The sequence below is a fragment of the Brucella pecoris genome (assembly GCF_006376675.1).
Taxonomy (GTDB): domain Bacteria; phylum Pseudomonadota; class Alphaproteobacteria; order Rhizobiales; family Rhizobiaceae; genus Brucella; species Brucella pecoris.
The window spans coordinates 1-15,850 of sequence record NZ_VEWK01000021.1; the positions used below are offsets into that span (position 1 = coordinate 1).

Sequence of the window (15,850 nt, forward strand, 5' to 3'; positions counted from 1 at the left end):
ATGATCCCAAATGCATGCTCTATCCCATGCATCTGCAGAACCTTAACAAACGCTTCTTCCGTCGTCATTTTCATGGCAGTGAATTCTCCTAAGCTACTTTTTCATAGGTTGACGCGAGGGCATTCTGAGCCGTTAACGCGCTTTTCCTGTCTTCAAGGACCATCTGGGCGAGTTTCGCGCCGATCATCATCGCCGGTGCATTTGTGTTGCCGGAGACGATTTCCGGCATGATCGAGCAATCCGCGACACGCAGACCTTCAATGCCGTGCACACGCAGCCGGTGATCGACAACAGCGCGTTCATCGACACCCATCCGGCAGGTGCCGGTCGGATGGTAGATCGTGGTGGAATTGCTTCGCGCCCAATCGAGCAATTCATCATCGCCATCCAGATCAGCTGTCGGTCGGAATTCCTGCGCAATTGCTGATTTGAGAGGTTCAGTCCGGGCAATGCGGCGTGCGATGCGAATTCCCTCGACCAATGTCTGCTGGTCGTGTCTCGTCGCCAGATAGTTGGGTTGAATGACTGGATGGTCGAACGGGTTGCTCGAACGCAAGGCGACCGTTCCACGGCTTTCCGGCCGCAACTGGCACACCGACTGGGTGAAGGCGGAGAAGGGATGCACACCTTCGCCGGGGCTGTCTGCCGACCATGGCTGGATGTGAAACTGAATATCTGGCGTGGCAAGTTCAGGTCGCGTCTTGACAAACCCGAAGACCAGACTGGCGGCCATCGTCATGGGGCCGGTTCGAAACAGCGCATATTCAAGACCGATGGCAGCCTTCTTGAAGAGACTGCGAACTTCATCATTGAGTGTTGGCTCGTTGCATTTGAAAACCAGTCGAGCCTGCAGATGATCCTGCAGGTTCTGGCCCACTTCCGGCGCATCGTGATGCACAGCAATGCCGTGGGCAGCAAGTTGTTTAGCCGGGCCGATACCGGACAGCATGAGTATCTGTGGCGAGCCGATTGCTCCGGCGCACAAGATGACCTCACGTCTGGCATGAATCGTGTGGCGGGTGCCGTCGGGGCGCCGATACTCTACGCCTGTCGCACGACCGTTCTGGATGACGACACGCATGATATGGGCATCGGTTTCGACGGTCAGATTTTCTCGATGACGGATTGGGCGCAAAAATGCGGACGCAGATGAACATCTGCGTCCCTTGTGCATGGTCAACTGAAAATGCCCCACGCCCTCCTGCGTTGCCCCATTATAGTCGGGGTTGTAATCGTAGCCATTGGCACGAGCCGCTTCGATCCACTTTTCGCAGATTGCCCGCTTCAGGCGCGGGTCTGACACCTGCAACTCACCCATGGTACCACGGTCTGTGGCTGCCGGGCGATGAAACGTTTCGAAACTCTCGAAAATGGGGGCCACATCCTGCCAGGACCAGCCGGAATTCCCGAACTGTGCCCAGCGATCATAGTCCTCCTTCTGGCCGCGCACGTAAAGCAGACCGTTGAGCGAAGATGAGCCGCCAAGCACCTTGCCTCGGGGCCAGTTCAGGCTGCGCCCGTTTATTCCTGAATCCGGTTCTGTCTGATAACACCAGTCATAGTTGGGGTCGTGCATGGTACGAAAATAGCCAACCGGAACGTGAATCCACGGATTGCTATCCTTGCGGCCGGCTTCCAGCAGGTGAACGGTGACCGAAAGGTCCGCACTGATCCTGTTGGCAGCGATGCAACCAGCCGAGCCAGCTCCAACTATGATGTAATCTGCCACTTCATTCATAAAGAACTTCCTCCTGACAGGATCCGTGTCGTGCGATGGAAACGGATCCCTGTCTTGCTGCCACTACAGCCCGCTGGTTCTGCTAAAGCCGTTTTCGCCTGCGCTCGATTGCAACAGCGGATGCCAACGACACCGCAGCCGCAAACACTACGTAGACGCATACCCAGAAAGGATCGTTGTTATTGATGGACATCAGATAGGTGGCGATCATCGGTGTCAGACCTGAAGCTATGATGCCCGAAAACTGATAGACGAAGGATATGCCGGTATATCTGACAGTCGGATCGAACAGGTCTGCAAACAGAGCTGCTTCCGGCCCGTAGCACATGGGGTAGATGATGCCGAAGGGCAGTACGACCCCCAGAATGATCAGCACGGGCTCACCGGTCGACATGAGCCAGAAAGCCGGGAAAACGCTCAAACCCAATAGCAACGATCCCCACGCATAGGTGACGGGGCGTCCGATCCGGTCGGACAGATGCCCGAACAGAGGAATGAAAGCTACCATGACCACGGCGGCGGCGCAGACCGTCCACAATGCTGTCGTACGGTCAAGCCCGGCAAAACGGGTCAGATACAGGATCGAGAAAACGGCAAAGATATTGAAGAACACGCCGTCGATATAGCGGGCACCCATGCCGAGAATGACGTTACCCGGATAGCGCTTGATCATGTCGGTAAAGGGCAGGCCCTGATCCCGGCCGCGAGATTCGGCCTTGGCCTTTTCGAATTCGGGGCTTTCGTGAATGTTCGAACGAACCCATGTCCCCAGGAACACCAGGACGATTGATCCGATGAAGGCTGCACGCCAGCCCCATGCCATGAACTGATCGTCCGGCAGAAGCGACAAGAGCGCCATGACGCCGGATGACAGGAACAATCCCAGAGACAAGCCGATCTGCGGCAGGGAGGCGTAGAATCCACGCTTGTCCTTGGGCGCATATTCGTAAGCCATGAGTACTGCGCCGCCCCACTCGCCCCCAATGCCAATGCCTTGAAGTATGCGAAGAAACAAAAGCGCCACAGGGGCCATCAGACCGATAGTTTGATAGCCGGGCAAGAGCCCGATGGCGACAGTAGCGCCACCCATCATCAGCAAGCTGACGATCAGCATCGCCTTCCGGCCGATACGATCCCCGAAATGACCGAAAACAAGTCCGCCCAAGGGTCGGGCGACAAAACCTACTGCAAATGTCGCGTAGGCCAGCATGACGGAAATGGTTTCGTTCTCCGATGGAAAATAAAGGTGATTGAAGACGATGCCCGCCACCACACCATAGAGAAAAAAATCATACCACTCGATGGTAGAGCCGATCAGGCTGGCAAAGACCACTTTCCTGACATCGTTATTCTGGCTGCTGCTCCTCACAGCATCCACAGTTGTATCCGACATGACGCCCTCCTGCGTTTTGACGGTTATGGCGCGATCCACACTCCTCCTGTGGATCGCTGTGTCTTTAGCCTTGGTGCAAAACGAGTGAGAGTCAATTGTTTTTTGAGACGTTATGTCTCAAAAAACATCAATGCATTGAAATTGCCGGATATTAAATTCTCTTGGATACGTGTGGCAGGTGAGGTAAACCACGGGAAATCTCAGTGTAACGTAGTGTTTTCATGAAAAATGAATCCAAGAGCCTGATTGCCAGTCCAAGTATAAGAAACCTGCAGATTCTTGAGTTGCTGGGCCGTCAAAGACGCGCGATGACGCCTGCCGAATTCATTGATGAACTCAAACTGCCCAAGCCGACAGTTCACCGTCTGCTTTCCTATCTCGAAGAGCAGGGTTTTCTCGCCAAGAACATTGATGGGAAAAGTTATCTGCCAGGGGCGCGCTTCCGCGAGATGGCAATTGGAGCCATGCATGCTTCGCTGAGCAGTCTTCCGAGCAGAAATGTTCTGGTCTGGCTCAATCAGCAGATCGGCGAAACATGCAATCTGGCTGTTCCCGACAATGATGCGATGATTTATGTTGATCGTGTCGAAACGCAGTGGCCGCTGCGCATTGCGCTCCATATTGGCTCGCGGGTGCCACTCCACGCCACTGCAGCGGGAAAAGTCACGCTCAGTCTGCTTTCGGAGGAAGCGTTTGAACGCTATCTCTTCACCGGAGACAAGCAGTCCTTCACCAGCAAGACGATTGTCGATACGACGATGCTTCGCGAGGAAATCGAGCTTGTGAGGGTGCGTGGGTTCGCAACAGATCAGGAAGAGCTCGTTGAAGGCATGATTGCAGTTGCTGTGCCCGTCATGGATGCGCGGCAGAATTTTTGCGCGACGCTGTCGTTCCACGCGCCGACCCAACGGCTGTCTCTGGAACAGGGGCTTACCCATCTTGATGATCTGCGACAAGCGGCGGAAAAGCTCGGCAAGTTTATCTGAGTGGCCGCCGTTGTGTAATCTCGTGGAAGATTGACGGGGCAGCAACTGCCCCGTTCCGGTCAGCCTATCGAGGCAAGCTCTTGTAAAAGAGCGTTCACCCAAACCTCAGATCAATTGCGATGAGAGGCGCGCTAGCGTCTGCCTCAGGTCCGCCGGGCAAAACGCCTACTTGCGCAATTCCGCTTCGATCTGGTCGAGAACCTGATCCTTGCCAATGCCGGTCAGGAAGGGCAGGCCCTTGATGACGAGCTTGGTCACCGAAGCCGAGATAGGTGTGGTGGAAACGATGAAATCCACGTTGTCGGCCAGCGATGCAACTTCGGTTGCTTTCGCCTGCTGAGCATTGAAGGTAAGCCCGCGCTTTTTCATTTCTTCGGTCACGGTTGCATTCACTGCTGTAGATGTCGCTACACCTGTGCCGCAAGCGAAGAGAATTGTTTTCATTCTAGCCATGGTTTCCTCCAATGTTCGTGCATTTAACGAAACGCGCGAATGTCGTATTTTTCTTGTCTCGAATTCAGTTGTAGACTTAAGCTTGTCGGCCGGGGTGTCTTTATTGCAGCGCGGTTTGAACGTCCTCAAGCGTGCGTGCAGCCTTTAACCTATCGAGTGCGTCGGCATCCTGAATGGTCACCATGATCTGCTGCAAGGTCTCAATCTGTTTGTCCTTGTCATTGATGGCAAGCAGAAAGACGTACCCTACGGAAACAGCTTCTTCGGGATCTTCCATATTGGCAAATTCAACTGGCGATTTCAGCGTAGCAAAGGCGATGCCGGCCTTGAGCACATGCTCGGGATCTGTATGCGGCACGGCAACGTTCTCTTCGCGCTCAAGCGGCAATCCGGTCGGCATTGACAGCTCGCGGCTCACGACAGCATCGGCATAGCTTGGCTTTACATAGCCTAGCTTTTCCAGCTTACCCGCTAGAATCCGGATGATTTCTTCATTCGTTTTTGCTTCGCTCTGAAGCTCGATCGCTTGTGGGTCGAGAAAATCAATCAGACCAGCAGCCATTCCATTCTCCGTTTAAAGAAGTCGCACGCCGATTTCGACGTGCGACTTATATTTCATGCGGCGATCATTCCACCATTAGGCGGTAATCTCGTCTGCAGGTTCGTCCTCAGCGCCGGCAGCGCGTTCCCATGCCTGCGTATTGCGACGATAGAGCATGAAAAGTGCTGCAATAACAACGGCAATCACCGCGATACCAATAGCACCAAGCCACTGGATGGCAGAGATGATGATGTACGGCACCCACAGGAATCCATCGACTACCGAAGTAATCTGCAAGGCGTTCTCAGGCAGTTTGAAGCCCGACGAAACCGCTGCACTCGTGAACAATGGTGCAAGCGCATTGGCGACATAAAAGCCGATGGCCAGCGTGATGGTTCCGACGACGACCATGCGGAACACGTTTCCTTTCAGAAGCGGGGCAGTCATGGCAACGATGAACGGAATAACGGCAAGATCGGCGAACAGGATTACGCGGTTGCCCGGCAGAATGACCGACAGAATGATCGCGATCGGTACCAGAATGAGCGACGACGAGATCGCGGCTGGATGTCCGATAAGGATTGCCGAGTCGAGACCAACGAGAAGTTCGCGGTCACCAGTACGCTTGCGCACAAATTCCTGTGCAGCGTCCGAAACCGGCAGCAGTCCTTCCATCAGGATTTTGACCATGCGCGGCAGAAGCAACATAACGGCTGCAAGCGTCATGCCCGTGCCGAGAACCTTGGCGAGAATCGTGCCGAAATCCCCTGCATTATAAAATGCGATGAGACCAAGCACCAAGCCGATGATCAGGCCGAGCACGACCGGCTCGCCGAATACACCGAAGCGACGTTCGATGGTTTCGGTGCTGATGTTGATCTTGTTGATGCCGGGAATGCGATCCATGATCCAGTTGAGCACGATTGCAATCGGCAGAATCTGTGCCGAGGCCAGATGCGGCACGGAAACCCCCGGTACACCGTAAAACTGCTGAACAGCACGCGCCGACCAGTCTGCAAACAGCAGCGAAAGTGCCGCAACAAGTGCTGCAACAATGATGCCGTAAGCCAAGTTATCGGTTGCAGCGACAACCAGCGAGCCTACGAAAGCAAAGTGCCAGAAATTCCACACATCGACGTTCAACGTGCGCGTCCAGCGAAGCAGCAGCAGCACGATGTTGACCAGAATGCCTACTGGAATAACCCAAAGCCCGACCGATGAGCCGAAGGCGATTGCCGCAGCCGAAGGCCAGCCTACGTCAACGATATCGCGCTTGATGCCCGTATTGGTGACGATTGCCTGAGCCACTTCACCGATTGAGGTGAACATGAGGCCAAGCACCAGATTAATACCGATGAAAGCGACGCCGATGGTGATGGCCGCACGGAAGGCTTTGCCCACTTTTGCGCCAAGTACCACTGCAATAATGAAGATCACGATAGGCAACAGAACTGTTGCCCCAAGCGTATCGACTGCCGTTTTTAGTCCGCTCAGAAATGCGTCCATTTATTTCTCCTCCCCCCGGAACACTCCCAAAGTGCGCCGAGCTAACAGAACGCCATTATTAGCTCGCACGTATCGACGTTTCAAAATGTGAATTGTGCGAAACGGCAGAACATTTGTATTCTATAGCAAACTAAAGTTGAATAACAAGATGGCATTTAAAGGACGCATCCGGCTGAACATGAAATGAACACTGGTATTGACTTAGAAACAAATGTTCATTAATCGGTAGGGTATCAGAGGAGACTGCGACAATTTTTGCAGGGACGTTCAGGAGGAAACGATGGCAACCAACGTGGCGTTGACAGGTCTGGCGCGTGATATGCAGGCGCGGGCCGACAGTGGGCGACCAATCCGCATCGGACTGATTGGCTCAGGTGAAATGGGCACGGATATCGTCACACGCGTTGCGCATATGCCAGGTATCGAAGTTGGTGCTATCTCCGAGTTGCGCGTTCCCAATGCCCTGAAGGCGGTCGATATTGCTTTTCAGGAAGAAGGTCATGGCCGCGAGGTTTCGACCGCTTCCGATCTGACCGCCGCCATGGAGGCGCATAAGGTCGCCGTAACAGATAACGCCAATCTGATCCTCGAAAACGATCTTATCGATGTTGTGATCGATGCAACGGGCGTTCCGGCTGTCGGTGCCGAGATTGGCCTTCGCGCCATGGAGCACGGCAAGCATCTGGTCATGATGAATGTCGAAGCAGACGTGACAATCGGCGCTTATCTGAAAGCGGAAGCCGAGCGTCTTGGTGTTACCTATTCGCTGGGCGCTGGTGACGAGCCGTCATCCTGCATGGAGTTGATCGAGTTCGTGACTGCCATGGGTCATCCGATTGTGGCGGCAGGCAAGGGCAAGAACAACCCACTCAATATCGATGCGGTCCCTGATCAATATATGGAAGAAGCCACGCGTCGTAACATGAATGTGCGCATGTTGGTGGAATTCGTCGATGGCTCGAAAACCATGGTCGAAATGGCCGCTATTGCCAATGCGACAGGTCTTGTCCCGGATAAAGCTGGTATGCACGGTCCCGCTGCAACGCTCGACCAGCTCAACAAGACACTGATCCCTGAAAAGGACGGCGGTGTGTTGTCCAAAGTTGGTGTGGTTGATTATTCGATCGGGAAGGGTGTTGCGCCGGGCGTATTCGTTGTCGCCGATATGTCGCATCCGCGTATTTCTGAACGCATGGAAGACCTGAAGATGGGCAAGGGTCCATATTTCACCTTCCATCGCCCATATCACCTGACGTCTCTCGAAGTGCCGCTCACCTGCGCCCGCGTTGTTCTTTACGGCAAGCCTGACATGGTTCCGCTTTCAAAGCCGGTCGCAGAAGTGGCTGCGGTTGCAAAGAAGGACATGCAGCCGGGCGAAAAGCTCGATGCCATTGGCGAATATTGCTACCGCGCATGGATCATGACTTCAGGCGAGGCGCGCAGTGCACACGCCATCCCTTGCGGGCTTCTGCAGGGTGGCAGCGTGACCAAGCCAATCAAGAAGGGTGAGCTGATTACTTACGATAATGCGGCTGTGGCTCCCGGTTCGAAGATTGCCGAATTGCGCGCGCGTCAAGACAAGCTCGTTTACGGAGCGTGAGGACAAAACATCATGGTTCAAGCCAAAAAAGTCGAACCGCAGGATACGGGCGACCCTCACAACTTGCCTTATGCCTTCCGCACTTATTCGCCGGAACAGCTAAAAGAAGCACTGCATAAAATGTATCTCATCCGCCGCTTTGAAGAAGGCGCGGAAGAAAGCTACACGCGCGGTCTTATTCATGGAACGATGCATCTTTCCATCGGGCAGGAAGCGAGCGCGATGGGAACGTGCCTGCCACTCAACGACGATGACATGATCACATCGACTCATCGCGGCCACGGCCATTGCATCGCCAAGGGTGCAGACGTGAAACGCATGTTTGCTGAGTTTTTCGGCAAGGAAACAGGTTATTGCAAAGGCCGTGGTGGCTCGATGCACATTGCTGACGTTTCCAGGGGAAATCTCGGCGCAAACGGTATTGTCGGTGGCGGTATTCCGATTGCGGTTGGTGCTGCGCTTTCCGCCAAGAAGCAGAAAAACGGCAAGGTTGTCGTGTCGTTCTTCGGTGATGGTGCAAACAATGAAGGCGCTTTCCACGAAGCTCTCAATATGGCCTCCGTCTGGAAGCTCCCTGTTGTTTTCGTTTGTGAAAACAACGGTTACGGCATGTCCACCTCCACCAAGCGCTCGACGGCGGTTGCCAATGTCGCTGACCGTGCATCGGCCTATAACATGCCGGGCATGATCGTGGACGGTAACAATCTGTCGGAAGTGGCGCAAGCCGTGCATGAAGCCACCGAACGCGCACGGCGCGGCGATGGACCAACGCTGATTGAAAGCAAGACGTATCGCATTCGTGGTCATTCCAAGAGCGATCGCAACCGCTATCGCACCAAGGAAGAAATTGAACATTGGCAGAATGATCGCGATCCGATTGCGCATTTCGAGGCTGATATGAAGGCTTATGGCTTCATCAATGACGCCGAGATCGAAGTTATACGTGCTGAGGTGGAGAAGGAAATCGCCGAGGCGATTGAGTTTGCCAAGAATAGCCCGGCACCCGATCTGACCAACCTGACCCGCGACGTTTACACGGACGATATTTGAACATGGACACCACAATCCGTGAGTTGAGCTATTCGCAAGCCATTCAGGAAGCAATGGCAATTGCCATGGAACGCGACGACCGCGTATTTCTGATGGGTGAAGATATTGGCGTCTATGGCGGCGCATTTCAGGTGACTGGTGATCTGGTGCATCGCTTTGGTGAAGACCGGGTCATGGATACGCCGATTTCAGAATTGGGCGGTGCAGGTGTTGCTGTCGGTGCAGCGCTGACCGGTATGCGCCCGATCTTTGAGTTCCAGTTTTCCGACTTTGCAGCGCTTGCGATGGAACAGATCGTCAACCAGGCTGCAAAAATCCGTTACATGCTTGGCGGTGCAGTTTCTGTGCCGTTGGTTATGCGGTTTCCGGCAGGTTCGGGAACGGGTGCCGCAGCACAGCACAGCCAGAGCCTTGAAGCTTGGCTAGGCCATGTGCCGGGTCTCAAAGTTTTGCAGCCAGCGACACCTTATGACGCCAAGGGCATGTTGCTCGCAGCCGTTGAAGATCCTGATCCGGTTATGATTTTCGAGCATAAGTTGCTCTACAAGACCAAAGGTCCGGTTCCTGAAGGCTTCTACACCGTGCCAATCGGCAAGGCGGAAGTGGTTCGCGAAGGGCGCGATCTGACCATTGTCGCAACGGCAATCATGGTGCACAAAGCCCTTGATGCCGCCGCTGAACTTGCCAGGGAAGGCATTGATGTTGAAGTGATCGACCTGCGCACCGTGCGCCCGATTGATCGCGAAACCATCATTAAAAGTGTCAAGAAGACGTCAAAGCTTCTCTGCGTTTACGAAGCGGTCAAGACTCTCGGCATCGGTGCTGAAATCTCTGCCATTGTGGCGGAAAGTGATGCCTTCGACTATCTCGATGCGCCGATCGTGCGTCTTGGTGGGGCTGAAACTCCAATTCCATATAATCCCGACCTTGAACGCGCGACCGTTCCACAGGTGCCCGACATCCTGAAAAGCGCTCGTGATCTGGCCAAGGGAGTGCGCTGACCATGGCTGTGGAAGTCATTCTCCCCAAGGTCGATATGGATATGGAGACGGGGCAGATTTCGCGATGGTACGCCAAGGATGGCGATACTGTCACGAAAGGTCAGCTTCTCTTTGAAATCGAGACCGACAAGGCAGCGATGGAAGTCGATGCTCCAGCATCTGGCATCATCGCAGATATTGGTGCTGCAGAAGGTGCTGTCGTACCCGTTGGCCAGACGGTCGCCTGGATTTACGCTGAAGGCGAAGCACGCAGCGGCAAGTCGGTTCCGCTTGTTGAGGAACCCGTTGCCGCGGCTCAGGTGGAGGCGGTCATTGAACCGGTAGCTCCAAAACAGGTTGAACCCAAGTCCTACCAAGACGATGAAGCGGGTTCAGCCAACGATGTTCGGGCAACACCGCTTGCTCGTCGGCTTGCGCGTGAAGCGGGCATTGATCTGATGTCCATTCGTGGTTCTGGCCCGAAGGGGCGTGTGCAGAAAAAGGACATCGAAGGCAATATCGGTGTCGCAAAGCCTGTAGTTGCTGCGGTGGCGGTTAAATCGCTTGCAAACAAGGATGCCGGATCTTCAGCTCTTGGACAGCTCAACGCTGTCTGGTTGCGCGAGGGTGAAGCAGGCCGTCTGCCGATTGTCCTGCTTCACGGCTTTGCGGCTGATCTGAATTCGTGGCGCGGTTTGTTTGCCGGTGCATCGCTCGGTCATCCGATCCTGGCAATCGATCTTCCAGGGCATGGCAATTCACCACGCACCGTTCCCGAAAGCATTGATGATATTGCTATTGCCGCGGAGACAACGCTGGCATCTCTGGGCGTAACATCCTGCCTTTTGGCTGGACATTCGCTCGGCGGTGCGGTCGCGACAATCGTGGCTGCACGCGGTGTTGTCGATGTGCGTTCTTTATTGCTGATCTCGTCAGGTGGCTTGGGCCCACAGGTCAATGGAGCGTTTATAAAGGGTCTTGTCGGCGCGAAAAGCGAAGCCAGCATCGTTCCCTGGCTGAAGCTTCTTGTCGCCGATGAGAGCCATCTAACGAAGCCGTTCATCAATGCAACAGTCGCTCAGGCGGCTGATGCAGAACTGCGCAACACGCAGGAAGCGATTGGTGCCCGCTTCTTTGCAGATGGCACGCAGACCTTTGAGGTTCGTTCAAGCATTGCCACGCTTGCGATGCCGGTGCGGCTTATCTTCGGTGCCGAAGATCGGGTCATCCCCGTTGCCCATGCTTATGGTTTGCCGGGGAAAGTGGGCGTCCACATTTTTGCAGGTTGCGGACATATGCCACAAATCGAAGAACGCGCCGCGGTGCTGCAAATCCTTAAAGAGTGCGCAGCCGCCGCCAATTGATGCGAGATAAGAAAAAGCACATCGTTTTGCGACGATGTGCTTTTTGCTTTTACTCTGACCGTGCTTTGTCTTTGAGCATCTGCGCGGCACTTTCTTCATCTGTGATGAGAACGGTCGGCTTCAGAAGCTCAATCGCGCCAAGCAGGGCTGCAATCTTCTCCTTGCCGCCTGATGTAAGAATACGCTTCGGCGTTTTCTGGAGGCTCTCAATCTTTGCAGACATGACACGGTCATGCACTGGATCATCAACGATCTTGCCGCTTTTATCATAGAAGTGGAACAACACGTCACCGACGGCACCATTTTCGATGAGCGACAATTTCTGCGCTTCATCGATCAGGCCTACACGATAAGATGTACTGCTCGCGGTCTGAATATCACCAACGCTCAGCAAAACCATGTCGAGTTCTTCGGCCATGTCCAGCACAGTATTCAACCCACAACGTTCGATAAGAGCGATCCGCGTTTCTTTGCTGTCGACCAGAGCAGGGGCAGGGATCAGATAGCCTTCTCCCTGAAAAATCTGCGCAAACTGCCAGGCGAATTCCGGTGGATTTGAACGGCGCGGCTGCACGATGCCGCCAAGCAGCGAAATGACTTTCAGATCATTGAGCGGTCGCGCACCGATATGTTGCAGGGTGCTGGAAAGGGTACGCCCCCAACCCACGCCAATCGTCATGCCGTGCTGCACTTTTTCCGAAAGATAGGCGCCGGTTGCCGCACTGATAGGCGGAATCGGATCGATGTCAGGCGAAGAGAGCGGCGCAACAATGGCGCGCTCAAGACCGAACGCCTTTTCAAGCTCGACTTCCAATGATGTCAGACTTGCCAGCTTGCCTTCGATGGTAATCTTTACTTCATTGCGAGCACGGGCATCAGCAAGAAGGCGAACGATTGTGACACGGCCGACACCAAGCGCTTCTGCAATGTCATTCTGGGTCATCTGCTCGACGTAGTACATCCACGCAGCACGTGTTCTCAACCGGCTTGTACGGTTTTCAGCAGCCACACCTTCCGATCCAATGATGAGGTCCGCTGCTTCCGGATTTTTCTGCGTCTTCTTGCCGGCTTTTTTCAAAGCTATCCCTCAAATTAATGGCGTATTATTGCATTATAGAAACGCTGTTCTTACACCGAAACTATTGCTTTTCCACGCGAAGGCAAACAATAATTCATGTGCTTGGTGCATCCTGTTTTGATGGCGCTGTAGTTAAGGAAAATGAATATGTTCCGCACTCTTTCGGAAGAAATTGCAGTCAATCTGAAGGACCGCCTGCGCGAGGTTCGATACATGATTCGTCGCAATCGCCATGAAAGTTTGCAGGGCGAGCGGTCGGCGGTGCGTCCTGGCGAAATCGTATCGCCAGAATTGTTGCTGGGACATGCGGCGAGCATGATGGACAAGGCGCTGACGACGGCTGAAACAATTTCGATTTCACTGATTTCGTCGAACCCAAATGTGCATAACAGCGCGCCGCATATAAAAAGCCTGTCGGTTTATTTCGGCGCTGGCGCTGAGGGAGCACGCGCTTTTCGTAAGGATATGTATTATCTCACGAAGGAAGTGCTCCGTCGCCATCAGTTGCAGAATGTGCTGATCCAGGAAGCTGCATTCGTAACGGTCCATGCCAGAATGGTGCAAAAGCATGGCTCGTTGCTGAAGAGCGTGTTTTCTGCAGAGGCAGGTGAAACGAAAATCGCGGCAACTTCCAACGCCGTGACGGCTATTTTTCTGGAACTGCTTGGCGAAAGGCCGGTGCGGTTTATCTCGATGGACGGTCATTGTGACCCACAGGCGCTGCGTAGATTTGAAACAACGTGCTTTGCGGCAGCCGGTATTGCCTGTGGTCTGGCGACCGCAAAAGCGGCCGATCTGGCAGGCGTCGATCCTTTGGAAAGCGCCATTCTTGCACTGGATGCGCGACATGATCGTCTCATGCAGGCGGCAGAGGATCGCGATCAGGCACAGCTCGAAAGATTGTTCCAGACCTTAATTGCTCATCTTCCGTAAGGAGAAAGCCCGGATAGTCAGATCCGGGCTTTTATACCAAAACTCGATGAGTTTGACTCATCGAGTTTTGGTTAAGCCTGTGCGGCGATTGAGCATTTTCAGGGCGTGATGCGTTAGCATCTCAGCGCCCTGGTATTAGTAGGTGCATTGCAGACGAGATTTAATTTCCAAACATGTCTGCGATCAGCTTTTTCGCGCGGGGAATTGAAGCCGGGCTCATGCTGAGTTCGGTCAGGCCCATGCGCAGGAATTCGCCGATGAGTTCCGGCTTGCCTGCTGCCTCGCCGCACATACCGACCATGATGCCTGCTTCTGTCCCCGCTTTTGCAGTCATCTCGATTGCGGCCATTACAGCCGGATGGCTTACGTCGTTGAGCTTCGCAACGGTTGGGTTGAGCCGATCCGCAGCCATCACATATTGCGTCAGGTCGTTGGTGCCGATGGAGAAGAAAGCTGCTTCTTTTGCAAGTTCGCGGGCCGAGAAAACAGCCGCAGGGGTCTCGATCATCACGCCAAGGTCAAACTCGGCAAAGGGCTTGCCTTCGATTTTGAGCTCAGTGATGCATTCCGCAATGAGACGTCTGGTTGCACGGATTTCTTCAATATCCGAAACCATTGGCAACATCACCTTGAGATTGCCGCTAACCGCTGCCCGCAACAGCGCGCGCAACTGCGGTTTGAACACATCTGGGCGGTCCAGGCACATGCGAATGCCACGCCAGCCGAGGAAGGGGTTCTCTTCGTCGGGAAACTCGATACCGGCAATCGGCTTGTCACCACCGATATCCAGCGTGCGCACAATAACCGAGTTTGGCGCAAAAGCTTTCAGAAGTGCCGAATAGGTTTCCGTCTGCATATCTTCTGAAGGCAGGTGAATATGCTTCATGAAGAGAAGTTCGGTACGGAACAGTCCGACACCCATCGCACCGGCTTCGAGCGCGACATCGATCTCTTCCAGCGCGCCCATATTGGCTGCGACTTCGATGATTGTGCCGTCGGCCCGACGCGGCGTGATGGAGCGGTAAGCATCCAGCGCCTGCTTTTCCTGCAAAGCTTTGGAAATGCGCGTTTCGATTTCAGTACGGGTAGCTATATCCGGATCGGAATGAACGATGCCGAAATTGCCGTCCACCGCTACGGTTTTGGCGCTCTTTAGCTGTTGAATTGCACTTCCTAGGCCAAGAACCGCCGGAATGCCGTGTGTGCGTGCAATGATGGCCACATGCGATGTTGCACCACCATGGCCGCAAACAACGCCTTTGATCTTCTTGAGTGGTGCGCGCGCCAGATCCCATGCGCCGATGTCTTCGGCAATGAGCACCGAGCCTTCGGGCAGACCTTCCAGATTGATGTCTTCCTTGCCAAGAAGAGCAAGGCAGATCTGACGGCTGACAGCATGAACATCATCCGCGCGTGCGTTGAGATATGGATCATCGAGTGCCGCAAATTGCCCGGCTACCGTTGAAGCAGCGGCGAGCATTGCAGAAATGCCATCCAGACCGTCGCGAATAAGCCCAAGTGCTTCGTCAGTCAGACTGTCATCTGCAGCAATATCCTTCAATGCCGCGATTATACCCCTGTCAGTGTCGGCGAGATTACCGCTGAAGAGGGAAGCATCCATGCGCTGCTGCACTGTTGCGATTGCCGATTTGAAGTGGGCAATCTCCGCGTCTATTTCAGAGGCTGCGAGCTTCCGGCCCAAAGGTTTGATTTCTTCGGGAAAAAACGGAAACGCTGTTCCCAACGAGATACCTTCGCTCGCCCCTACGCCTTTTATCTGGCCTGCGGGAAGCGTTATCGTCATCGCCGGCCGAGGCGTGGTCTCGGCTTGAGGCGTAACCACAGAAGCTGGGGTGGTCGAGGTTGTGGTTTCTTCGAGGCCAGCCTGTGGGTTTTCCAGATAGCCGATCAGGGCCTCAATGGCTTCAATCGCATCTGCTCCATTGGCACGAACGGTCACTTCATCGAGCTCTTTTACGCCAAGCAGCATCAGCTTGACGGAGCTTTTGGCGCTTACGCTTTTTCCGGCCTTGGCGATTTCAATATCACTCTCAAAACCCTTGGCCAGTTTAACGAAGCGAGTTGCAGGGCGCGCATGCAGCCCCTCATGCACCCGGACGATAGTCGAGCGTTCCATTTATGTAAGCCTCAAATCGACATCTGAAACATTCCGACATTGGTGATGTGGAAAATCATTCCAATTGTCTGTTTTAACACGCAATTCTAAA

The 15,850-nt window shown here is 54.2% G+C and carries 13 protein-coding genes; 6 read left to right on the forward strand and 7 right to left on the reverse strand.

Features of this window, described 5'->3' with window-relative positions:
- Nucleotides 1–88 precede the first annotated feature (88 nt).
- Together FIB18_RS22985 and FIB18_RS22990 are read right to left on the reverse strand one after the other, a co-directional pair.
- Nucleotides 89–1,738, reverse strand: coding sequence for a GMC family oxidoreductase (locus FIB18_RS22985; protein ID WP_140023099.1), 1,650 nt, complete (start codon nucleotides 1,736–1,738; stop codon nucleotides 89–91).
- Between the two features lie 82 nt (nucleotides 1,739–1,820).
- On the reverse strand, nucleotides 1,821–3,131 hold the full coding sequence (locus FIB18_RS22990; protein ID WP_174977468.1) for an MFS transporter: 1,311 nt from the start codon (nucleotides 3,129–3,131) through the stop codon (nucleotides 1,821–1,823).
- 221 nt (nucleotides 3,132–3,352) lie between these two features.
- On the opposite strand from FIB18_RS22990, the gene FIB18_RS23000 reads away from it, so the two are divergent.
- Nucleotides 3,353–4,117 carry an IclR family transcriptional regulator gene (locus FIB18_RS23000; protein ID WP_140023102.1) on the forward strand — a complete coding sequence of 255 codons (765 nt, stop codon included), beginning with the start codon at nucleotides 3,353–3,355 and terminating at the stop codon, nucleotides 4,115–4,117.
- Nucleotides 4,118–4,282: 165 nt separating this feature from the next.
- Here the strand turns inward: FIB18_RS23000 and FIB18_RS23005 are convergent, their stop codons facing one another.
- The 3 genes from FIB18_RS23005 to FIB18_RS23015 form a co-directional block, all read right to left on the reverse strand.
- Nucleotides 4,283–4,570 carry a PTS sugar transporter subunit IIB gene (locus FIB18_RS23005; RefSeq protein ID WP_140023104.1) on the reverse strand — a complete coding sequence of 96 codons (288 nt, stop codon included), beginning with the start codon at nucleotides 4,568–4,570 and terminating at the stop codon, nucleotides 4,283–4,285.
- Between the two features lie 100 nt (nucleotides 4,571–4,670).
- A complete protein-coding gene (locus FIB18_RS23010) occupies nucleotides 4,671–5,132 on the reverse strand; it encodes a PTS sugar transporter subunit IIA (protein ID WP_140023106.1) in 462 nt (153 codons plus the stop codon).
- Between the two features lie 75 nt (nucleotides 5,133–5,207).
- The gene (locus FIB18_RS23015; protein ID WP_140023108.1) at nucleotides 5,208–6,617 is read right to left on the reverse strand and encodes a PTS galactitol transporter subunit IIC; all 1,410 of its coding nucleotides are present in this window, start codon (nucleotides 6,615–6,617) and stop codon (nucleotides 5,208–5,210) included.
- 280 nt (nucleotides 6,618–6,897) lie between these two features.
- On the opposite strand from FIB18_RS23015, the gene FIB18_RS23020 reads away from it, so the two are divergent.
- The 4 genes from FIB18_RS23020 to FIB18_RS23035 are packed head-to-tail and all read left to right on the forward strand — an operon-like array spanning nucleotide 6,898 to nucleotide 11,611.
- Nucleotides 6,898–8,217 carry an NAD(P)H-dependent oxidoreductase gene (locus tag FIB18_RS23020; protein WP_024896485.1) on the forward strand — a complete coding sequence of 440 codons (1,320 nt, stop codon included), beginning with the start codon at nucleotides 6,898–6,900 and terminating at the stop codon, nucleotides 8,215–8,217.
- A 12-nt stretch (nucleotides 8,218–8,229) separates the two neighbouring features.
- On the forward strand, nucleotides 8,230–9,267 hold the full coding sequence (locus FIB18_RS23025) for a thiamine pyrophosphate-dependent dehydrogenase E1 component subunit alpha (RefSeq protein WP_140023110.1): 1,038 nt from the start codon (nucleotides 8,230–8,232) through the stop codon (nucleotides 9,265–9,267).
- A 2-nt stretch (nucleotides 9,268–9,269) separates the two neighbouring features.
- Nucleotides 9,270–10,268, forward strand: coding sequence for an alpha-ketoacid dehydrogenase subunit beta (locus FIB18_RS23030; protein ID WP_140023112.1), 999 nt, complete (start codon nucleotides 9,270–9,272; stop codon nucleotides 10,266–10,268).
- A gap of 2 nt (nucleotides 10,269–10,270) precedes the next feature.
- Complete coding sequence (locus FIB18_RS23035) at nucleotides 10,271–11,611, forward strand: acetoin dehydrogenase dihydrolipoyllysine-residue acetyltransferase subunit (protein WP_140023114.1); 1,341 nt, start codon at nucleotides 10,271–10,273, stop codon at nucleotides 11,609–11,611.
- A gap of 49 nt (nucleotides 11,612–11,660) precedes the next feature.
- On the opposite strand, the gene FIB18_RS23040 is transcribed toward FIB18_RS23035, so the two are convergent.
- Entirely contained in the window at nucleotides 11,661–12,689 is a 1,029-nt protein-coding gene (locus tag FIB18_RS23040; protein WP_140023116.1) for a sugar-binding transcriptional regulator, read from the reverse strand.
- A gap of 147 nt (nucleotides 12,690–12,836) precedes the next feature.
- Between FIB18_RS23040 and FIB18_RS23045 the strand changes: the two genes are divergently transcribed.
- Nucleotides 12,837–13,622: a hypothetical protein gene (locus FIB18_RS23045; RefSeq protein ID WP_140023118.1), complete on the forward strand. Its 786-nt coding sequence runs from the start codon at nucleotides 12,837–12,839 to the stop codon at nucleotides 13,620–13,622.
- A gap of 160 nt (nucleotides 13,623–13,782) precedes the next feature.
- On the opposite strand, the gene ptsP is transcribed toward FIB18_RS23045, so the two are convergent.
- A complete protein-coding gene (gene ptsP / locus FIB18_RS23050) occupies nucleotides 13,783–15,759 on the reverse strand; it encodes a phosphoenolpyruvate--protein phosphotransferase (protein WP_140023120.1) in 1,977 nt (658 codons plus the stop codon).
- Nucleotides 15,760–15,850 lie beyond the last annotated feature (91 nt).